Source organism: Alsobacter soli (assembly GCF_003004785.1).
Classification (GTDB): Bacteria; Pseudomonadota; Alphaproteobacteria; order Rhizobiales; family Beijerinckiaceae; genus Alsobacter; species Alsobacter soli.
On sequence record NZ_PVZS01000024.1, the window covers coordinates 1 to 20,069 of the forward strand.

14 protein-coding genes are annotated in these 20,069 nt (G+C 71.4%); 3 read left to right on the plus strand and 11 right to left on the minus strand.

What is annotated here, in order from left to right; all coding sequences use genetic code 11:
• Positions 1-486 precede the first annotated feature (486 nt).
• On the plus strand, positions 487-1,419 hold the full coding sequence (locus SLNSH_RS18395) for a dihydrodipicolinate synthase family protein (protein ID WP_106338553.1): 933 nt from the start codon (positions 487-489) through the stop codon (positions 1,417-1,419).
• A gap of 1 nt (position 1,420) precedes the next feature.
• Positions 1,421-2,521: an NAD(P)/FAD-dependent oxidoreductase gene (locus SLNSH_RS18400; protein ID WP_106338555.1), complete on the plus strand. Its 1,101-nt coding sequence runs from the start codon at positions 1,421-1,423 to the stop codon at positions 2,519-2,521.
• 75 nt (positions 2,522-2,596) lie between these two features.
• Here SLNSH_RS18400 and pbpC read toward each other — a convergent pair whose 3' ends face one another.
• Both pbpC and SLNSH_RS18410 read right to left on the minus strand, forming a co-directional pair.
• Positions 2,597-4,663 carry a penicillin-binding protein 1C gene (gene pbpC / locus SLNSH_RS18405; protein ID WP_245422403.1) on the minus strand — a complete coding sequence of 689 codons (2,067 nt, stop codon included), beginning with the start codon at positions 4,661-4,663 and terminating at the stop codon, positions 2,597-2,599.
• A gap of 67 nt (positions 4,664-4,730) precedes the next feature.
• Positions 4,731-9,971, minus strand: coding sequence for an alpha-2-macroglobulin (locus SLNSH_RS18410; protein ID WP_106338559.1), 5,241 nt, complete (start codon positions 9,969-9,971; stop codon positions 4,731-4,733).
• 179 nt (positions 9,972-10,150) lie between these two features.
• On the opposite strand from SLNSH_RS18410, the gene SLNSH_RS18415 reads away from it, so the two are divergent.
• Positions 10,151-11,596: a peptidoglycan-binding protein gene (locus tag SLNSH_RS18415; protein WP_158266817.1), complete on the plus strand. Its 1,446-nt coding sequence runs from the start codon at positions 10,151-10,153 to the stop codon at positions 11,594-11,596.
• Positions 11,597-11,684: 88 nt separating this feature from the next.
• On the opposite strand, the gene purU is transcribed toward SLNSH_RS18415, so the two are convergent.
• From purU to SLNSH_RS18460, 9 genes are all read right to left on the minus strand, one after another.
• Complete coding sequence (purU, locus tag SLNSH_RS18420; RefSeq protein WP_106338563.1) at positions 11,685-12,548, minus strand: formyltetrahydrofolate deformylase; 864 nt, start codon at positions 12,546-12,548, stop codon at positions 11,685-11,687.
• Positions 12,549-12,664: 116 nt separating this feature from the next.
• Positions 12,665-13,246, minus strand: coding sequence for a HupE/UreJ family protein (locus tag SLNSH_RS18425; RefSeq protein ID WP_106338565.1), 582 nt, complete (start codon positions 13,244-13,246; stop codon positions 12,665-12,667).
• Between the two features lie 47 nt (positions 13,247-13,293).
• The gene (gene ureG, locus SLNSH_RS18430) at positions 13,294-13,914 is read right to left on the minus strand and encodes an urease accessory protein UreG (RefSeq protein ID WP_106338567.1); all 621 of its coding nucleotides are present in this window, start codon (positions 13,912-13,914) and stop codon (positions 13,294-13,296) included.
• A 110-nt stretch (positions 13,915-14,024) separates the two neighbouring features.
• Complete coding sequence (locus SLNSH_RS18435; protein WP_196240281.1) at positions 14,025-14,705, minus strand: urease accessory protein UreF; 681 nt, start codon at positions 14,703-14,705, stop codon at positions 14,025-14,027.
• Positions 14,698-15,381: an urease accessory protein UreE gene (locus tag SLNSH_RS18440; protein WP_196240282.1), complete on the minus strand. Its 684-nt coding sequence runs from the start codon at positions 15,379-15,381 to the stop codon at positions 14,698-14,700. Before SLNSH_RS18440 ends, SLNSH_RS18435 begins: the two co-directional genes overlap by 8 nt.
• A gap of 50 nt (positions 15,382-15,431) precedes the next feature.
• Positions 15,432-16,628, minus strand: a complete 1,197-nt coding sequence (locus SLNSH_RS18445) for an MFS transporter (protein ID WP_106338571.1) — start codon at positions 16,626-16,628, stop codon at positions 15,432-15,434.
• A 125-nt stretch (positions 16,629-16,753) separates the two neighbouring features.
• Positions 16,754-18,463, minus strand: a complete 1,710-nt coding sequence (ureC, locus tag SLNSH_RS18450) for an urease subunit alpha (RefSeq protein ID WP_106338573.1) — start codon at positions 18,461-18,463, stop codon at positions 16,754-16,756.
• A gap of 124 nt (positions 18,464-18,587) precedes the next feature.
• Positions 18,588-19,208 carry an urease subunit gamma gene (locus tag SLNSH_RS18455; RefSeq protein ID WP_106338575.1) on the minus strand — a complete coding sequence of 207 codons (621 nt, stop codon included), beginning with the start codon at positions 19,206-19,208 and terminating at the stop codon, positions 18,588-18,590.
• A gap of 13 nt (positions 19,209-19,221) precedes the next feature.
• A complete protein-coding gene (locus SLNSH_RS18460; protein ID WP_106338577.1) occupies positions 19,222-20,061 on the minus strand; it encodes an urease accessory protein UreD in 840 nt (279 codons plus the stop codon).
• Positions 20,062-20,069: the final 8 nt, after the last annotated feature.

The following is a 20,069-nucleotide window of genomic DNA, read 5'->3' on the forward strand; positions in this document are numbered from 1 at the left end:
AAACCGCAACAATGGAGCCGTCGGAATGGCCCCTCTGTCGGCTTCGCCGACATCTCCCCCGCTGCGCGGGAGAGAATTTCCCCCGTCATTGCGAGGAGCCCAAAGGGCGACGAAGCAATCCAGGGGGACTGGGCGCCATCCTCATCGCCAACGGACAGACCGGCGCGCCTTGCCCCTGGATTGCTTCGTCGCTGCGCTCCTCGCAAGGACGGGGGAAGGCGACCCAACCCCACCGCCGTCATCCCCGGCCGGAGCGGCGAAGCCGCGCAGGGGAAGGGGATCCAGGGGGGACTGGGCGCCACCATAAGGAGAGGGTCGCGCGCATGGCCCCCGGATTGCTTCGTCGCTGCGCTCCTCGCAAGGACGGGAGAGGCATTCATCCCCAAGGCCGAACCAACGCCTTTCCGCCATGCGTCCGGCGCGCTTGCTCGCCCGCCCGGGCCGTCCTAGACGCAGGGGGAGAAAAATCGCCGGGAGCAGCGCCTGATGTTTGGAATTCACGCCAAGGGGGTCTACCCGATCGCCCCGACCCCGTTCGCCGAATCGGGCGAGATCGACTGGGCCTCCACCGACCGCATGGTCGACTGGTACCGCGAGATCGGCGCGACCGGCATGACCATCCTGGGCATCATGGGCGAGGCGCCCAAGCTCGATGGGTCCGAGGCGGTCGAGTTCGCCACCCGCATCATTCGGCGCGCCCAGGGCCTGCCCGTGCTGGTCGGCGTGTCCGCGCCCGGCTTCGCCGCCATGCGTTCCCTGGCCCGGACCGTCATGGACGCCGGCGCAGGCGGCGTCATGATCGCCCCGCCGCCCTCGCTGCGCACGGACGACCAGATCGTCGGCTACTACGCCCAGGCGGTGGAGGCGATCGGGACCGATATCCCCTTCTGCATCCAGGATTATCCGCTGACCCTCTCGGTGGTCATGACCCCGAAGGTGATCCAGCGCATCATCATGGACAACCCTTCCTGCGTGATGCTGAAGCACGAGGACTGGCCTGGCCTGGAGAAGATCTCGACCCTGCGCCGCTTCGAGGCCGAGGGCGGGCTCCGCCACGTCTCCATCCTCACCGGCAACGGCGGGCTGTTCCTCGACTTCGAGATGGAGCGCGGCGTCGACGGCGCCATGACCGGATATGCGTTCCCGGAGATGCTGGTGGACGTGGTGCGCCTCTCCGCCGAGGGCCAGCGCGACGCGGCGCACGATCTCTTCGACGCCCACCTGCCGCTGGTGCGCTACGAGCAGCAGCCCGCGATCGGCCTCGCCGTGCGCAAATACGTGCTGAAGCGGCGCGGCATCCTGGCCTCGGACGCGCAGCGCAAGCCGGGCTCCTCCATCACGCCCGCCGCCAAGGCCGAGGTGGAATACCTGCTGTCCCGCCTCGCCCGGCGCGACCCGCGCGCGGCCAAGCTCGTCTAGCATGAGCGACGTCGACGCCATCGTGGTCGGGGCCGGCGTCGTCGGCCTCGCGGTCGCCCGGGAGCTGGCGCTCTCCGGACGGTCGGTGATCGTGCTCGAGCAGGCCGAGGGAATCGGCACGGAGACCTCCTCGCGCAACAGCGAGGTGATCCACGCCGGGCTGTATTACCCGGCCGGAAGCCTCAAGGCCCGCCTCTGCGTCGAGGGCCGGCGTGAGCTCTACGCCTTCTGCGAGAGCCATCACGTCCCGCACCGGCGCTGCGGCAAGCTGGTGGTGGCCACCGACGAGGTCGAACTCGCCGCCGTGGAGGCGATCCGCGCCAAGGGCCTCGCCAATGGCTGCGACGACCTGACCATGATCAGCGCCGCCGAGGCGCTCGCCATGGAGCCGGCGCTGAACACGGTCGGGGCCCTGTGGTCGCCCTCGACCGGCATCATCGACAGCCACGCCTACATGCTCGCCCTGCAGGGCGACGCGGAGGAGGCGGGGGCCATGTTCGCCTTCCACACGCCCTTCCTGCGGGCGGACGCCACGGGCAACAGCATCGTGGTGGAGACCGGCGGCGCCGAGCCCATGCGGATCACCACGACGCTGCTCATCAACAGCGGCGGCCTGCACGCCTCCCGCGTCGCCCGCGCGGTGGACGGGCTGGACCCCGCCCGCGTGCCGGACACCCAGTTCTGCAAGGGCAACTACTTCGTGCTCACCGCGAAGGCGCCCTTCACCCGGTTGATCTACCCGGCCCCGCACACTCACGGGCTCGGCGTCCACCTCACCATCGACCTCGGCGGCCAGGCGCGCTTCGGCCCGGACATCGAGTGGGTGGACGACCTCGTCTACGAGGTCGATCCCAGGCGCGGCGAGGGCTTCGACGCCGCCATCCGCAAATACTGGCCCGGCCTGCCGGAGAACGCGCTGGCGCCTGGCTATTCGGGCATCCGCCCCAAGATCGCCGGCCCGCACGACCCGGCCCCCGACTTCCGCATCGACGGCCCCGCCGACCACGGCGTCCCGGGCCTGGTCAACTTGCTGGGCATCGAGAGCCCGGGCCTGACCTCCTCCCTCGCCATCGCCGCCGAGGTCATGCGCAAGCTGGGCTGAGTCCTGGATGTCAGCGCTGGCATCCCCGGCCGGAGCGGCGAAGCCGCCACCCTCCCCCTCAGGGGAAGGTAGGCTTTACTCGAGCCGCACCACCACGCTGTCGGTCGCCCCGGCTGCGTCCATCACCGAGACCCGGGCGAAGCCGGCGCCGTCCGGCTTCCAGGTCCCCTGGCGCCGGGCTTCGGGCTCGCCCACGGGGCGGCCGTTCACCATCCAGGTGAGCGGCGGTACGCCTCCCAGGGCCTTCAGGGCGAGCGTCGCCTCGCCCGGAGCCGCGGCGAGCCCGAGGTCCACCCGCGCCCCATCGGGCGGAAACGCGATCTTCAGCGGAGCGTTGGCGGCGGCAGCCTGGGTGCGCGGCGCGTCATGGCGCAGCCGGCGCAGGGGAGGGGGCAGGGTCGCGCTGGTGGCGAACAGCGCGTCCCGGGGAGCCGCGATCGGCTCCGGCTCGCCGCCGAGCCGCGCGAAGGCGTCGAACAGGATGGGCGCGGCCGCCTGCCGGCCGATGAGCCCCGGCACGGCGGCCCCGTCCGGCCGTCCGACCCACACCCCGATCGTCACCCGCTTGTCGAACCCGACCGCCCAGGCGTCGCGATAGCCGTAGGAGGTGCCCGTCTTGTAGGCGATCCGCCCCGCCGGCGCGTTCTGCGGCGGCGGCGCCCCGCGCAGGATGTCGAACACGTACCAGGACGACAGCGGCTCCGCGACCCGCCGTCCCGGCTCGCCCGTCGGCGGCTGGTCCGCCCGCCACACCAGGGCCGGCGCCTCTCCGCCGCGCGCCAGCCCGGCGTAGAGCCGCACGAGGTCGGTCAGCCGGATGCCGAGCCCGCCCAGGCCCACTGCAAGGCCCGGCGCGGCCTCCTTGGGCACGACGACGTCCGCGCCCGCCTGCCTGAGGCGGGCGAGAAAACGGGCGGCGCCGACGTCGTTCAGCAACTCCACCGCCGGGACATTGAGCGACAGCTGCAGCGCCCGCCGCGCCGTGACGGCGCCCTGGTAGGACAGATCGAAATTTTCGGGACTGTAGAGCCCGAAGCGCGACGGCCGGTCGTCCAGGATCGTTTCCGGATGGGCCAGCCCGGTCTCGAAGGCGAGGGCGTAGATGAACGGCTTCAACGCCGACCCCGGCGAGCGCACCGCGTTCGCCATGTCGATGGCCCCGGCGCGCTCGGTCGAAAGGTAGTCGGCCGCGCCCACATGGGCCCGCACCTCGCCGGTGGCGTTGTCGACAACCAGGACGGCGACGGACAGCCTGGGCCCAAGCGCCTCCGCGCGCTCCCTCGCCAGGCCCTCCAGCGCGGCCTGCAGCCGCGCCTCGACGGTGAGCCGGTGGATGCGCCGGGCCGGGTCCGCCCGCAGGGCGGCCTCCGCTGCGTGCGGCGCCAGCATGGGGACCGGGCGACGGGCGGTCGGGACAGGCTCCGCCAGCGCCAGCGTGGCTTCGGGCCGCCCCAGCGCCCCGAACCGCGCCGCTCGCTCCAGGACCCGATCCCGCGCCGCCCGGGCCGCGCCGGGTAAGCGGTCAGGCCGGCGCGTCTCCGGGGATTGCGGCAGGCCGACCAGCAGCGCCGCCTCGGCGGAAGTGAGCCGCTTCGGCTCCTTGCCGAAATAGGCCAGGGAGGCCGCCCTGAGGCCCTCGATGTTGCCCCCATAGGGCGCCAGCGCGAAATAGAGATCGAGGATCTGGTCCTTGCTGAACCGTCTCTCGAGTTGCACGGCGCGCACGGCCTGCCGCAGCTTGGCGGCCAAGGTCCGCTCCTCCCGGGGCTCCAGCAGCCGCGCCACCTGCATGGTCAGCGTGGACCCGCCGGACACCACGCGCCCGCTGCGCGCCGCCTGCCACGCCGCGCGCAGGGCGGCGCGCCAGTCCACCCCGGGGTGGGAGCGAAAACGCCGATCCTCATAGGCGGTCAGCATGGACACGAATCGCGGGTCCACCTCCGCGGTCGTGACCGGCAGCCGCCAACGCCCGTCCGGCGTGGTGAAAGCCCGCAGGAGGCGCTCGTCCCGGTCCGTCACCGTGACGGAACCGTCGTTGGCGCGGGACAGGTCGAGCGGGCCCAGCGTCTCCGCATAGGCCCACATGGCGAGGGCGAGTCCGCCGGCCAGGGCGAGCGCGGCCAGCGCCCCTTTCGCCGCCATGAGGCCGAACCTGATCCTCAGGGTGTGAGGAGGTGGCTGGCCGCCATGATTGGTCCCGCTCATCGCCTCACCGCGCCGGCGTCACTTCCAGCGATCCGTAGGCGGTGCGGCCGAACCGGTCCGGGCGATACATGTCCTCGGCGGTCGCCGGCGGATGCACATAGCGGCCAGGCGACACGGCCCGGACCATGTAGGCGAGGCTGAACACGGCGGGTTGGTCCGGCGAGCGGTCGAGCGCCGCCACGAAGCGGTCGTCGCGATACTCCGCGGCGACAGGCTCGACGTCCCGCTTTAGCCAGGAGAGGCTCTTGAGGCTGTCGCTGTCCACGAGCTTCGGATTGTCGATCTCAAGCCCCGCGGGCAGCATGTCGACCACGAGCAGGCGGGCGAACTTCGCCTCCGGTTCGGTCACCTTGAGCACCACGACGAGCCGGTCGTTCTGCCGGATGCTGGTGGGCTCCACCTTGATTCCGTCGAGCTTGTAAAAGCTGCGTTCAACCGTATAGCCCTGGCTCGCGGCTGGCTCCGGCGTGGCGGGCACGCCGGAGAGCGTGATCACCGCCTGGGAGGCGACCTGACCGGCGTTGGCGACAACGACGGAGCGGCCGTCCAGCGCCTCGCTTTTCCACGCCCGGTAAAGCGCGCCCTGCTGGGGCGTGCCGTCCACCGTCGTGCGCAGCGTCTCTGCCTCCTTGGACAGGCCCTCGGCGGCCAGCACCATCCAGGCGTTCTCCTGCGTGCTCGTATAGCTCACGCCGGTGCGGGCCTCCTCCACGACGGCGCTGGCCTTCTGCAGGAGGTCGCGGCCCTGGTTGGACTCCGCCGCCAGCGCCAGGATGCCCGCGCTGTCGCGCAGCCGCGAGCCGTAGTCCGGCCGCGAGATGCGCTCGTCCTTCGTGGCGCGGATCTTGTCCAGCGCCGAGCCGAAGGCGGTTTGCGCCCGTCCGCGGTCGCCGAGCAGCGCCAGGGCCGCCCCGACCTGGGCGCGCGACAGCGCCGACCCGAAGGCGTTCAGCTTCGTGTCGGCCAGGTAGCGCAGGTCGCCCATCACGGGCCGACCGTTCCGGGCGAGCACATAGATGGCGTAGGCGAGGTCCTGGCCCTTGCCTTCCTCCACCTCGGTCGCGTTGGCGACCGTGTTGCGTAGACGGTCCAGAGCGATGTCGAGCGCCCGCTGCGGCAAGGCGAAGCCGCGCTCGCGGGCCCGGGTCAGGAAGTCGGTGACATAGGCGTCGAGCCACAGGTCCTCAGACCCGCCCACCGACCACAACCCAAAGGCTCCGTTGGAATCCTGCCGCGACAGCACCCGGTCGATGGCCTCGCGAATGCGATTGTCAGCCTGGTCGTCGAGCGCCAGCGCCTCCGTCCGGGCGAGCTTGTTGACGTAGAGCAGCGGCATGGCGCGGCTCACCGTCTGCTCGGAGCAGCCATACGGATAACGGTCCAGGGCCCGCAGCAGGGCCGGCACGTCGATCGCGCTTGCGGGCGATACAGCGAGCGACACGGCCGACGTGCCGGGCACGAAGTCGGCCAGGAGGTCGCTCGACAGGGTGATGCTGGACCCCGCCGGGAAGCTCCGGACCATGCGCCGGTACACCGGCGAGGCGCCGGGCTGGATGCGCAGCGCGAAGCTCTGCGTCGCGTCGACCCCCGGCCCGGTCAGGCGCAGGTCGATGCCGGACAGGCCCACGCCGGCGGCGGTCACCGGGATGACCACGCTGGCCTTGCCGTTCGCGTCGAGCTTCACGGTGGTGCGGGTGGAGGCCGCCGGGATCACGAGTGGCCCGTGCACGTCGAGGTCGACGGCGTATTCTGCCGCCGGCCCCTCGACATTGTCGATCTGCATGAAGAAGCGCGACTGGTCCCCCAGGTTGAGGAAGCGCGGCAGCGTGCCGGCGACCACCACCGGATCGCGCACGATCACGTCCGCCGTCGCGCCTCCCACCCGGCCCTTGGCCCATGCGACGGCCATCACCCGCACCGTCCCGTTGAAGCCCGGGATGTCGAAATCGACGGTCGCGGTCCCGTCCGGCCCGACCTTCACCACGCCGGAATAGCGCGACACCGGCTCCTGCGTGGGCGGGCTGACGTCCGCCGACAGGGCGCCCACGTCGCCGCCGGCCCGGATGGCGCCGCGAGTGCCCTGCATGCCGTCGATCAGGTAGCCGTAGAGGTCGCGGATCTCGGTGGAGAGTTGCCGCTGGCCAAAGAAATAGTCGAAGGGCTTTGGAGCCTCGTAGCGGGTGAGGTTGAGGATGCCGACGTCCACGGCCGCGACGGTGACGTAGGCCTCCTCGCCGGCCGCGAGCCCGGCCAGGCGGATCGGCAGGCTGAGCTTGCCACGAGGCCGCATCTTCTCGGGCGCGCCGAGCGACACGCCGATCGAGCGCGCCTCCTTGTCCAGCGCGAACCACGCGACGCCGAGCGCGCGACCGGGCAGCCGCTTGGCGGCCGTGTCCAGCGGCCTGTGAGCCAGCGCGACGACGTAGGCGCCGGCGCCCCAGTCCGACTTCACCGGAATGGAAACCGTGTTTTCGCCCGGCTTCACGTCGATCACCTGAAGGTCGTGGACCGTGTCGCCCACGATGGCGACCGTCGCCTTGCCGGCGAACCGCGGCGCGAGCTTCAGGGACATGGTGTCCTCGGCCTTGTAGGCCGCCTTGTCGAGGGTGACCTCGAGCAGGTCCGGCGTCTCGGCCGTGGCGTCGCCGGACCAGCCGACCGTGAACGTCACGCTCGTGTCCCCGCCTTCGCCGCCGCCGCGCACGTCGAGCCGATAGGCGCCCCATTGCACCGGGATGCTGAGGCGGGCGGGCGCGTCGGTCGCCACGTCGAAGGCGCCGTCGGAGAGCCGACGCACAGACTTCACGGCCTCGTAGTTCCAGCGTCCGTCCTGATTGAACCACTGGTAGCGGCGCTCGACCTTGTTGAGCGTCCACTGCAGGCCCTTGCGGGCCAGCTTCTGGCCGTCCGGCGCGACATACAGCACGTCGAAAGTGGCGGCGGCTCCTTCGGCGAGGTCGCCAAAGAGCTTCTTCACGGCCGCGACGGGCCCCTTGGGGCGGATCGGGATGGTGACGGAGCGCTCGATGGCGCGCCCGCCGGTCTCGCCGACCCGCAGCGTGACCTTGGCCTGCACGGGCCGGGGCGCGGCCGGGTCGGGCAGGTCCACCGAAACCGTGGCGCGGCCCTTCGCGTCCGTGGTCGCCTTGTCCTCGATTTCCGCCGTGACGTTCTCGAACGGCTCGTCCTGCAGGCCGACCACGTAGCCGTCGAGCCCCGGCATGGGCGCGCCGTCCATGGGCTGGATGCTGTATTCGCCGGAAACCTCCAGGTCCGCGCCCGGGGCGCCGTAAAGGTAGCGGGCGGAAAGGTCGACCTGCGCAGGCTCGCCGGGCCTCAGGCTCGGCTGGCGGGGCTTGAGCTCCAGCTCCAGCCGCTCGGGGACGTAGTCCTCGACCAGGAACGTGACCTCGCCCAGCGCTGGCGCCTTGGGGTCCGAATAGGCCTGCACCCGCCACGTGCCCCGCGCCGCGCCCGGCAGCAGCGGCAGGGAGAAGGCCCGTCCGCCGAGGCCCTGGTCCTCGACGACGGCGCGTTTGTACTCCACGCCATCCGGACGCTTCGCCACGAGCGTCAGCGGCAGGCCCGGAACCGCGACCCCCTTCAGGTCGCGCAGGAGCGCCGTGACGTTCACCGTCTCGCCCGAGCGGTAGACGCCCCGCTCCGTGTACAGCATGGCGTCCAGCGCCTTGGGGGCGACGCGCCCCTTCACGCCGCGGTCGCTGAGGTCGAAGGCCGCCTGGCCCAGGTCCAGGAAGCCATAGTCGCCCTTCGAGTCCGAGGCCACGACCAGCCCGGGAGCGAGGCCCCCGGTTCCCCGGGCGAGGCCGGGATCGAAGCGGACATAGCCCGAGGCGTCCGTCGGCTTGGTCGCCAGCACCTCGTTGTTGCGCGCCACGAGCCGCAGCTCGACGCCGCCCAGCGGCTCGGCGCTGGCGAGAGACCGGACCAGCACATGGACGCCGTCCTCGCCCACGAAGGAGGTGAGCCCGAGATCGGACACCACGAACCACTGCGTGGCCCGCAGCTGGTAATCCTCCTCGTCCGACGCCGAGGCGGAGCGCTCCCCCGAGGGCCGCGCCGTCATCACGTAGACGCCCGGCTCCATCTTGCCGACCGCCTCCAGCACCGGGAAGGCGGTGACCACGTCGCGGTTGAGCTCCTGCTTGGTGTCCAGCGTGCCGGACCAGATCTTGACGCCCTGCTCCTCGGCCAGCTGCTTGGCGCGGTAGCCGCCGATCTGGGACAGGAAGTCCTCCGACCGCACGGTGGGCAGCAGGTTGCGGTCGCCGATCCGCGCGATGGTCACGTCCATCTTGGCGGTGTTCACGGAGACGACCGGAATGCCCTCCTGGCCCACCCGCGGCAGGACGTAGTTCTTGCCCGTGAAGCGCACCTGGGGCGAGCGGTCGCGAACGTAGACCTCGTAGTCCATGGCCTTGAGCAGGCTCTCGCCCACGTTGGACGGCAGCCCCTGCCGCAGCACGAACGCGTAGCGCTCCCCATGCTTCAGCCCATCCACGCACAGCTGCTGGTCCTCGGCCGTCACGGCCGCGTTGGCGCTGCCGGAGACCGCCACATAGGGCGTGAAATCGACCTTCCCGCGCGCAAGCGGGTCGGAGAACTGGAAGCAGACCCGGGGCGCGGAGGAGTCGCTGTCGACCTTGTAGTCCAGCACCCGGAAGCCGTGTTTGTCCCGCAGCTCCTCGTACACGCCGCGAATGGCGGCGTTGTCGGCGATCTGAAGGCTCGCCCGGTAGGAGTCCAGCGCCGGCCGCCAAACCTCCCGGAGCGCGTAGGCTTCGCCCAGGACGGCGAGCGCCGCCGCCTCGTCCGGGCGCGCCGTCGCCCGCTGGTAAGCCACGTAGGCCGCCTGCGTGGCGCGCTCCTGCAGGCGCCAGCGCTCCGTGGCGTTCGCCGGGGCGACCGCGAGGGCGGCCCGCCCGTAGGCCAGCCAGCTGCCCGGGTCGCGCGCATCGAGGGCGATCGCCTGGGCCAGGAGCGTGAGCGCCCGGCGGGCGTCACCGCGGCCCATGAAGGTGGCGGCGTCCCGGCGAAGTTGCTCGACCTGCTTGCCCTGGGCCGCCGCCGCGCCCTCCTTGCGTAGCGTCTCCTCCAGCCGCACGGCGTCGCTGGCCAGGTCGTCCCGAACGAAGCTCTTGCCGGTCTGGGCGCCCACTGGCGCGGCAAGGAGCATGGCGGCGAGCGCCATGACCGGGGCCAGGGCTTTCAGGACGGCGCGCATGGGGCATTCTCCGCGGAAACCGGAGCTGAAGCGTAGCACTCCATCCTGGGGCCGCAATGTGCGTGAGATCACGAATCGGGCGGCCTACCGTGGGGCTTCCGCAAGCGAGCCCCTTGGCGGCCAGCCTCACAGGCGGCATTCTGAAAAGCCGAGTTGAAGGTGGTCCAGGGAGATCCGCGATGGCGAACCGCTGCCGGAGGCGTGCGCCGGCCCTGCTGGGGCTCGCGGCCATGGCTTGCCTTTCGGCGCCGGGCGCCTCGTCGCGCGCCGCGGCCCAGGGCGCGCCGCCGCCAGCGGCGAAGCAGGACCCCGCCTACGACGCGGCCAGGAGCGCCTTCGACCAGCTCCCCGAGGCGGACCGCAAGGCGGTCCAGGAAGCCCTCATCTGGACCGGCGATTTCGCCGGCGCGGGAACAGGCGGCTTCGGACCGCTCACGTTCAGGGCCATCGTGGCTTTCCAGAAGAGGCTCGGCGTTTCCTCCGACGGGATCCTGCAGCCGAAGGACCGGGCCGCGCTGGACGCCGCCGCCGCCCGGGCCAAGCAGGCGTTGGGGTTCGCCAAGATCGCGGAGCCGCGCAGCGGAGTGCGCATCGGCGTGCCCGGGCGCCTGTTCGACAGGCCGCCCCAACCCGTGCCCGGGGGCGTCCGCTACACGGGGCCGGGCGGCGCACTGCTGGAGACGATCAGCCTGCCGGGCGGCCCGGCGGACCTCCCGGCGCTGTTCGATCGCTACAAGGCGGACGGCCCCGGCCGGCGCACCACCTACAAGGTGCTGCGCCCCGACTGGTTCGTCACCGCCGCCGATCTGGAGGGCCGGAAGACCTACACGCGCATCGCAAGCGGCCCCGCAGGGCTGCGCGGCTTCACCTTCACCTACCCGGCGACGCCCGGAAACGAGCTCGACCGCCTCGCGATCGCCGTCGCGAACAGCTTCGAGCCGTTCCCGACGACGCCGGCCCAGGGCGGACCGCGGGCCAACGCCGGCCCGGCGCCCGGCCCTGCTTCGGCCGCGCCCCCGGCGCCCGCGAGCGGTCCGACCCTCCTGGGTTCGGCCTTGGTGGTCGCCCCCGGCCGCGCCGTGACGACCGCGCCCCTCGCGGCGTGCGCGGCGCCGACCGTGGACCGCAAGCCGGCGAAAGTCCTCGCGGTCGACAAGGCGGCGGGCCTGGGGCTGCTGGAGGCCGCCGGCCTGCGCGCGCCGGCGCTTCCGGTCGCGGCTGACTCGCTCGCCGACGGCGCCCCGCTGGTCGCGCTCGGCCTGTCGGGCGCGCCCGATCCGCAACTCGCCGTGGCGGCGGCCGAAGCCCGCGCGCCCGCCGGCGCCGCGACGCTGCGCGTCTTCGCGCCCCTCCAGAAGGGGGCCGCCGGCACGGTGATCTTCGACCGTCGTGGCCGTGTGGCCGGCCTGGTCGCCGGGGACGCGCCCGAGCCCAGGATGGTGGCCGGCGTGGCGCCGGCGACAAGTTGGCCCGCCGTGAGCGGCGCGGCCGTGGCGCGGTTCCTGGCCGCGAACGGCGTCCAGCCCGGCGCGGGCGCCGGGTCAGCCGAGCCCCTCAGCGCCGGCCAGATCGCCGCCGCCGCCAAGGGCGCCGTGCTCGCAGTGGAGTGCCCGAAGGCGCCGTGAAGGGGCGCGGTCCGACGGTCCTCGCCGTCATCCCCGGCGGCTGCGCAGCAGGCCGGGAAGGGGATCCAGGGGCCAGAAGCGTGGCGCCTCAGCCGGTGAACACCACCGTCTTGCGGCCGTTCAGGATGACGCGGTCATCCAGGTGGTCGGCCAGCGCCCGGGAGAGCACGCGCCGCTCGATGTCGCGGCCCTTGCGGACGAGGTCGTCCGGCGTGTCGCGGTGGGAGATGCGCTCCACGTCCTGCTCGATGATCGGGCCCTCGTCGAGGTCCGACGTGACGTAGTGCGCCGTGGCGCCGATGAGCTTCACGCCGCGCTCGTGCGCCTGGTGGTAGGGCTTGGCGCCCTTGAAGCCCGGCAGGAACGAGTGGTGGATGTTGATGCAGCGGCCGCTGAGCTTCGCCGCGAGCCCGTCCGAGAGCACCTGCATGTAGCGCGCGAGCACGACGACCTCCGTCCCGGTGCTCTTGACCAGGTCCCAGAGCTGCGCCTCCTGCTCCATCTTGGTCTGCCGCGTCACCGGCAGGTAGTGGAAGGGCGCGCCGTCCAGATCGATGTGGGAGTAGGTCTCGCGCGGGTGGTTCGCCACCACGGCCGAGACGTCCATGTTCAGCTCGCCGTTGCGCTGGCGATAGAGCAGGTCGACCAGGCAGTGGTCGAACTTGGACACGAGCAGCATCACCTTGCGGCGCTCGCCGCGCCCTCGGATCGTCCATTCCATGCCGAACCGCTCGGCCACGGGCTGGAACTGCTCCCGCAGGTCCGCCGCGGTCTGCTGCTTCTCCACCCCGTTGAACACGACGCGCATGAAGAAGCGGCCGGTCTCGGTGTCGTCGAACTGCTGCGCGTCCAGGATGTTGCAGCCGGCCTCGAACAGCAGCGTCGAGACCGCGGCCACGATGCCGGGCCGGTTGGGGCAGGAGAGCTTGAGGACGAAGGACTCGAGGGTCATGGGCTGGGATCCCGGCGCAGGGTTTGGGCGCTGCCTACAGAAAGGCGCGCCATCCTGCAATGCAGCATAGCGCGCCATGGGGTCGGGACTGGCCTGCGGGGGACCGATGCGTGCCTTCAGCCGACCAGCAGCGTGGCTCCGGCCGCCAGCACGGCGCCGCCTGCGAGCCGCAGGCTCAGCGCCGAGCCGGTCCGCTTGCCCACGGTTGCAAGCGCAAGGCCTGCGAGGTGCAGCGCCGCGGTTGCGGCCAGGAAGCCCGCTCCATAAGCAAGGCCTGCCGCATTCATGGGCGCCTCGGCCCCATGGGCGTAGCCGTGGAAGACGGCGAAGGCGGCGCACAGCGCGGCTCCGAGCGCGATCGGGGCCCGCACACCGCAGGCGACCGCCAGGCCGAGGATGGCGACCGACAGCGCGATCCCAGTCTCCGCGAAGGGCAAGGCCACACCCGCCGACCCCAATGTAGCCGCCGCGGCCATGGCGGCGATGAAGGCGGCCGGCCAGGCCCACCGCGCCGCGCCGCCGACAAAGCCGCCCCAAAGCCCGACGGCCGTCATGGCGATCACGTGGTCGAGCCCGGAGAAGGGGTGAGCGAAGCCCATCCCGAACCCATGCATGTGCGGTTCAAGGCCCGTATGGGCGAGGGCAGGGGTGGCGAGAGGGATCAGGATGGCCGCGGCGGCAGGAAGGTGAGGCTTCATGCGGATCTCCGAAGGACAAAGTCCCGCCTTCCGATGCAATGTGCGTGCTAGGCCTTCAGCCCGCCCGCTTTCTCGATGAACGCCGCGACGGCCTCCACGCCCTCGCCCGAGCGCACGTTGGTGAATACATAGGGTCGGTCCCGCCGCATCAGCCTGGAGTCGCGGTCCATCACCTCCAGGCTCGCGCCCACGAAGGGGGCGAGGTCGATCTTGTTGATCACCAGCAGGTCCGAGCGGGTGATGCCCGGGCCGCCTTTGCGGGGGATCTTCTCCCCGCCCGACACGTCGATCACGTACACGGTGATGTCCGCCAGCTCGGGCGAGAACGTCGCGGCCAGGTTGTCGCCGCCCGACTCGATCAGGATAAGGTCCAGGCCGGGGAAGCGCTTCGTCATCTGGTCGATGGCCGCGAGATTGATGGAGCAGTCCTCCCGGATGGCCGTGTGCGGGCAGCCGCCCGTCTCGACGCCCATGATCCGTTCCTCGGGCAGGGCGCCCGCCACGGTGAGCAGGCGCGCGTCCTCCTTGGTGTAGATGTCGTTGGTGATGGCGCAGAGGTCGTAGGCGTCGCGGAAGCGCTTGCACAGCGCCTCCATCAGGGCCGTTTTGCCGGATCCGACAGGCCCGCCGATGCCGACGCGAAGCGGGCCGTGGCTGGATCTTGTCATGGTGTGCACTCCTCGGTGTTGCGGCTTCTCATCCAAGATCTACGCCAGCCCCCAGCCGTCCCAGCGAGGAGCGCAGCGACGAAACAATCCAGGGGACCAGGCGCTCAGTGCTATGACCGGAACAGCCGCGAATACTGCGTCTCATGCCTCAACGACGCGATGTCGGAGCGGAACGCCGCGGAGCCGACGTCGTCGAGCGTCGAAGCCTCCGCGAAGGCGGCTGCCCGGCGGACCTCCGACACGAGCGCCGCAATGATGCGCTGGCCGTCGGTCTGGCCGATCGGCCCCAGGCGCACCACGGCCGAGACCAGGTTGCCCACGAAGGCCAGCAGCGCTGCTTCCAACGTCGCGCCGAGCGGGACACCGTGTCCGGCCGCCGCGACGCCGAGCGCCACCGGATAGGCCACATCGCCGTTCCAGCAGGCGGCGAGCCGGTCCACCGCCGCGCAGGGCCATGCCGTGCGTACGGCCAGGAGGAAGGCGTTGCCTTGCTGCGTGGCCTCCAGATGCCGCTCCCGCGAAGGCTGCAGGGCGTTGGCCAGTTCGCAGACGCCGCAGAGCGCCTCGTCGTCGGTCGCTGCCGCTGCCCGCCAAGCGGCGGCGAGCAGCACGGCGTCGTTCCGGCCCGAGCCCAGCGCCAGGAGATCCGCCAGCCAGGCCTCGGCGGTGGCGGCGTCCTTGACCTGCCCGGTCTCCACCGCCCATTCGAGCCCGTGCGAATAGGCGAAGGCCCCCACCGGAAAGGCCGGCGACAGCCAGACCAGCAGCGGCAGCATGCCGCTCTCAGCCATGTGAATGCTTGTGCCCGTGATGGGCGTGCTCGTGGTGATGGTCGTGCCCGCAGCCGCAGCCCTCGCCATGGCTGTGCTGATGAGCGTGCGCTTCGTCTTGCGAATGCGAGTAGCCGTGCTCATGGGCATGATCATGGGCGTGCTCATGGCTATGATCATGCCCGCAGCCGCAGGACTCCCCCTGGGCGTGACCATGCTCGTGGCCGTGCCCGTGATCATGGGCGTGGTGGGCGTGCGCATGGCCGCCCTCATAGGCGCCGCGCTCCGGCTGGAACGGGCGCTCCACGGCGGCGACCTCGGCCCCGAGGCCGCGCACCATCTCCACCAGCACGTGGTCGTCCTCGATCCAGATCGCGTCCTCGCCGATCTCGGCGGGCGTGTGCCGGTTGCCGATGTGCCAGGCGAGTCGCATCAGGCGCTTGGGATTGCCGGCCCGGATCTCGATGAGTTTCTGCGGCGCGGCCTTCACCAGCACGAGCGAGCCGTCTTCCAGTTTCAGGGCGTCGCCGTCGTTGAGCACGCTCGCCTTCTCCAGGTCGAGCAGGAACTCCGTGCCCTTCTCGCCGGTCAGCGCCACGCGGCGGCGATGGCGGCCCTCATGGTCCAGGGTGACGGCGTCCACGACGCGGTCGGCCTTGACGGCGGGCTTGCGGACGACGGCGGCGGCGCGAAGCATGGGCGGAACTCCGATGGTGAACGCGCCCGTCCTAGCACGGCGCGCGCCAGTTAGGCATCCGCCCGGTGCCGTCGCACCACGAGGCCGATCGCTACCATGCAGAGCGCAGCCAGCGCGGCCAGCGCGCCGCACATCGCGATCGCGGCGGTCACGCCGGCCTGTTCGGCCACGATGGCGTAGACGAGCGGCGCCAGCGCGAAGGAGAAGTTCTGCACGGGCGCGATCTTGCCCGAATAGGTGCCGTAGACGGCCGAGCCGAAGACCCAGAGCGGCAGCGCCACCCGGGTCACGCCGAGCAGGCCCGAGCCGATGCTGTAGATCAGGATGAAGGCCGTCGCGCCCGCCACCGAGCCCTTCAGCGCCGCCACCAACACGAAGGAAAATGTCATCACCAGGGAGGCGAAGATGGCGGAGGCGATGGGCGACACCCGCTTGCCGAGCAGGAACTCGATCAGCCGCGCGATCACCTGCAGCGCGCCCATGGAGGAGCCGAGCGTCAGGGCCAGGCTCGGGCTCATGCCGACCTCACGCAGCAGCTCCACGATGTGCAGCGACAGCCCCCAGGACACGAACCCCGAGCACGCGAACGCCGCCATCATGGCGATCACGGCCGGGCGGAAGCCGCTGGGCTTGACCACCGGCGGGGCGCCGCCTGCGCCGTCCGCGGCCCCGCGCTCCATGGTCCTGCGCCGCGGCAGCACCCAGGCGTGCAGGGGCGCGCAGACGAGCACGTGGACGGCCGCGAAGATCATGCACATCCACCGCCAGCCGACGAGGCCTTCCAGCAACACCGTGACGGGCCAGGCGACCGACGAGGACAGGCCCGTCATCAGCATCAGCACGATCATGCTCTGCCGGGCGTTGTGCCCGGCGAGCTGCGCGATGGCGGTGAACGAAGGAAGCGTGAGCGCCAGCGCGGTGGAGATCCCCAGCGCCAGCCAGGCCAGCGCGTAGGTGACCGGTCCGGTGACGAGCCCGAGCAGCGCCACCGACACGCCGGTCAGCAACGATCCCGCAGCCAGGAACGGCGCGGCCCCGTGCCTGTCGAGCAGGCGGCCGAGGGTCGGCGAGATCACGCCGGAGACCACCAGCATGATGGTTACGCCGCCGAAGATGAACTCGGGCGAGACCCCGATGTCGGCCGCCATGGTGCGGCTGAGCACGCCGGGCAGATAGAACGTCGTTCCCCAGCCAACGACCTGCGTCACCGCCAGAACGGCGGTTGCGCGCCGGATCTCCTGAGCCATCGCCACCCCGACGCGGGCGGTCGCGCGCCGCCCGAGGCGACAGCCTTAGGGCAGCCGGCCCGCCCCCGCTAGCGCGGATGCGACGCTCCCGCGCAGGGCGGGGATGCGCGGCGGGCAGGGCGACCTCAGAACAGGAAGTACCGCTGCGCCATCGGCAACTCCTTGGCGGGCTCGCAGACCAGCAATTCGCCATCCGCCGTCACCGCGTAGGTCTCGGGGTCGACCTCGATGTGCGGCGTGGCGTCGTTGTGGATCATGGAGGCCTTGGAGATGCCGCCCCGGACGTTCTCGACGGGCACGAAGTCCTTCGCCACGCCGAGCTTCTCGCGCAGGCCGCCGGCGATGGCGGCCTGGGACACGAACACCACCGAGGAGGCCGTCAGCGCCTTGCCGAAGGCGCCGAACATGGGCCGGTAGTGCACCGGCTGTGGCGTGGGTATGGAGGCGTTCGGGTCGCCCATGGGCGCGGCCACGATGCTGCCGCCCTTGATCACCAAATCCGGCTTCACCCCGAAGAAAGCCGGGGACCAGAGCACGAGGTCCGCCAGCTTGCCGATTTCCACCGAGCCGATGTGCTTCGAGACGCCATGCGCGATGGCCGGGTTGATCGTGTACTTGGCGATGTAGCGCGTGGCCCGGGCGTTGTCGTGGCGGCCGTCGCCCTTCAGCGCGCCGCGCTGCTTCTTCATCTTGTCCGCGGTCTGCCAGGTGCGGGTGATCACCTCGCCGAGTCGGCCCATGGCCTGGCTGTCGGACGACATCATCGAGAGCGCGCCGATGTCATGGAGGATGTCCTCGGCCGCGATGGTCTCGCGTCGGATGCGGCTCTCCGCGAAGGCGAGGTCCTCGGGGATGGATGAATCCAGGTGGTGGCACACCATGAGCATGTCGAGGTGCTCGTCCAGCGTGTTCACCGTGAAGGGCCGCGTCGGGTTGGTGGACGAGGGCAGCACGTTGGGCAGCCCCGCCACCTTGATGATGTCCGGCGCATGGCCGCCGCCCGCCCCCTCCGTGTGGAAGGCGTGGATGGTGCGGCCCTTGAAGGCCTTGATGGTGTCCTCCACGAAGCCCGACTCGTTCAGCGTGTCGGTGTGGATCATGACCTGGATGTCGTGGTCGTCCGCGACGGCGAGGCAGTTGTCGATGGCGGCGGGCGTGGTGCCCCAGTCCTCGTGCAGCTTCAGCGCGCAGGCGCCGGCGCGGATCATCTCCACCAGCGCCTCGGGCCGGGCGGCGTTGCCCTTGCCCGAGATGCCGAGATTCACCGGGAAGGCGTCGAAGCTCTGGATCATCCGGGCGATGTGCCAGGGTCCGGGCGTGCAGGTGGTGGCGTTGGTGCCCGCCGACGGGCCGGTGCCGCCGCCCAGCATGGTGGTGACGCCCGACATCAGGGCGTGCTCGATCTGCTGCGGGCAGATGAAGTGGATGTGGCTGTCGAAGCCGCCCGCCGTGAGGATCTTGCCCTCGCCCGCGATCACGTCCGTGCCCGGCCCGATCACGATCGTGACGCCGGGCTGGATGTCCGGGTTGCCCGCCTTGCCGACCGCGGCGATGCGGCCGTCCTTGAGGCCGACATCCGCCTTCACGACGCCCCAGTGGTCGAGGATCAGCGCGTTGGTGATGACCGTGTCCACGGCGCCGGCCGCGTTCGTGACCTGCGACTGGCCCATGCCGTCGCGGATCACCTTGCCGCCGCCGAACTTCACCTCCTCGCCATAGATCGTGAAGTCCTTCTCGACCTCGATGACGAGCGAGGTGTCGGCGAGCCGCACCGAATCGCCCACAGTGGGGCCGAACATGTCCGCATAGGCGGAGCGGGAAAGAGTGGCAGCCATCGTTCAGATCCCCGGAAGTTTGCAGATCGTCATTGCGAGCGCAGCGAAGCAATCCAGGCGGGCTTGGGGCGCCGTCCTCTGGGTTGCTTCGTCGCTGCGCTCCTCGCAATGACGGACAAGCGCATCACAGCTTGCCCATCACGTCCTGGCGGAAGCCGTAGACCTCCCGCTTGCCGGCGAGCGCCACGAGCCGGACCTCGCGGGTTTGGCCGGGCTCGAAGCGCACGGCCGTGCCGGCCGGGATGTCCAGGCGCATGCCGCGCGCCTGGGCGCGGTCGAAGGCGAGCGCCGGGTTGGTTTCGGCGAAGTGGTAGTGGCTGCCCACCTGTATGGGCCGGTCGCCGGTGTTGGCGACGGTGAGGGTCACGGTCTCGCGGCCCTCGTTCATGACGATGTCGCCGGCGAGGGTCGTCACCTCGCCCGGAACCAGCGCGCCGGCGGCGCCGCGGATGGGGTTGTGCACCGTGACGAGCTTGGTGCCGTCCGGGAATGTGGCCTCCACCTGCACGTCGTGGATCATCTCGGCGACGCCGTCCATCACCTGGTCGGCGGTGATCACATGGGCGCCGGCCTCCATGAGCTCGGCCACGGAGCGGCCGTCGCGCGCGCCTTCCACCACGAAGTCGGTGATCAGGGCCACCGCCTCCGGGTGATTCAGCTTGACGCCGCGCTCCAGGCGGCGGCGCGCCACCACGGCGGCCATGGCGATCAGCAGCTTGTCCTTCTCGCGCGGGGAGAGGTTCATCGGGTGATCTCGCTCAGCATTGCCAGACCCGCGGCAGCGGGCCGGATCGGAACACGGACAGAAAGCGGGCGAGATCGGCCCGCAGGACGGCGGGCGCCTCGGCCGCGAAACGCACGCACAGCATGCCGTTCCAGGCGCTCGCGCCACAATCCGACGATGCGCCGTCCAGCGCGGCGCGCGCGTCCTCCAGGCGGCTCTCGGCGTCCGGCGCCACGTGGACCACGGTGGCGACCGCGCGGGCGCCGCCGCCCAGCGCCGGGCGGGCTAGCGTGGCGGCCAGCGGACCATCGAGGCGCACGGCCTCGGCGAAGACGAGCCCTCCGCCGCGGCGGATCTCCCAGCGGTCGTCGAACAGGCCCTCGCCAAGCGTCTCGCCGGACGCCACGCGGCCGAAGACCACGGACTCGGCCAGGGTGAGCGTGACGTCCTCGGCCATGGCGACCCGAAGGCGACGGCGCAGGCGCGAGCCGGAGAACAGGATGCATTCTTGCGGCAGCCAGGATAGGCGTGCGCCGGCGCCGAGCTCGGCAGCGACCGTGATCTCCGCCGCGGAGCCGTCCGAGCGGTAGACCTTCTCGGCCGACTGCGTCGTGAGCACCGCCTCGGCGCCCGCGTCCAGGGTGAGCGACACGTCCAGCCGGTCGCCGCCCGTCATGCCGCCGCCGGTGTTGATGAGCACGGCTTCGCAGCCGGCCGCCTTGGGAAACTTGAGGCGATAGCCGCCGGCCTCGCGCAGCGCCATGGCCTGCGTGCCGCGCCCCGTCCGGGCGAAGCGCGCGTCGATCACGCCACGGGCGCGGATGGAGGCTGGAACTGCCCAAGCCTGAACGTCGGGCTTCGATTGGCCAAGCATCAGCAGCC

Excerpts from the sequence above, each read along its gene's own strand:
- SLNSH_RS18460 (WP_106338577.1), bottom strand. The coding sequence starts at position 20,061 with ATGCTTGGCCAATCGAAGCCCGACGTTCAGGCTTGGGCAGTTCCAGCC.
- SLNSH_RS18455 (WP_106338575.1), bottom strand. The coding sequence starts at position 19,208 with ATGAACCTCTCCCCGCGCGAGAAGGACAAGCTGCTGATCGCCATGGCC.
- SLNSH_RS18425 (WP_106338565.1), bottom strand. The coding sequence starts at position 13,246 with ATGAAGCCTCACCTTCCTGCCGCCGCGGCCATCCTGATCCCTCTCGCC.
- SLNSH_RS18410 (WP_106338559.1), bottom strand. The coding sequence starts at position 9,971 with ATGCGCGCCGTCCTGAAAGCCCTGGCCCCGGTCATGGCGCTCGCCGCC.
- ureC (WP_106338573.1), bottom strand. The coding sequence starts at position 18,463 with ATGGCTGCCACTCTTTCCCGCTCCGCCTATGCGGACATGTTCGGCCCC.
- SLNSH_RS18445 (WP_106338571.1), bottom strand. The coding sequence starts at position 16,628 with ATGGCTCAGGAGATCCGGCGCGCAACCGCCGTTCTGGCGGTGACGCAG.
- ureG (WP_106338567.1), bottom strand. The coding sequence starts at position 13,914 with ATGACAAGATCCAGCCACGGCCCGCTTCGCGTCGGCATCGGCGGGCCT.
- SLNSH_RS18395 (WP_106338553.1), top strand. The coding sequence starts at position 487 with ATGTTTGGAATTCACGCCAAGGGGGTCTACCCGATCGCCCCGACCCCG.
- SLNSH_RS18440 (WP_196240282.1), bottom strand. The coding sequence starts at position 15,381 with ATGCTTCGCGCCGCCGCCGTCGTCCGCAAGCCCGCCGTCAAGGCCGAC.
- SLNSH_RS18415 (WP_158266817.1), top strand. The coding sequence starts at position 10,151 with ATGGCGAACCGCTGCCGGAGGCGTGCGCCGGCCCTGCTGGGGCTCGCG.
- purU (WP_106338563.1), bottom strand. The coding sequence starts at position 12,548 with ATGACCCTCGAGTCCTTCGTCCTCAAGCTCTCCTGCCCCAACCGGCCC.
- SLNSH_RS18400 (WP_106338555.1), top strand. The coding sequence starts at position 1,421 with ATGAGCGACGTCGACGCCATCGTGGTCGGGGCCGGCGTCGTCGGCCTC.
- SLNSH_RS18435 (WP_196240281.1), bottom strand. The coding sequence starts at position 14,705 with ATGGCTGAGAGCGGCATGCTGCCGCTGCTGGTCTGGCTGTCGCCGGCC.
- pbpC (WP_245422403.1), bottom strand. The coding sequence starts at position 4,663 with ATGGCGGCGAAAGGGGCGCTGGCCGCGCTCGCCCTGGCCGGCGGACTC.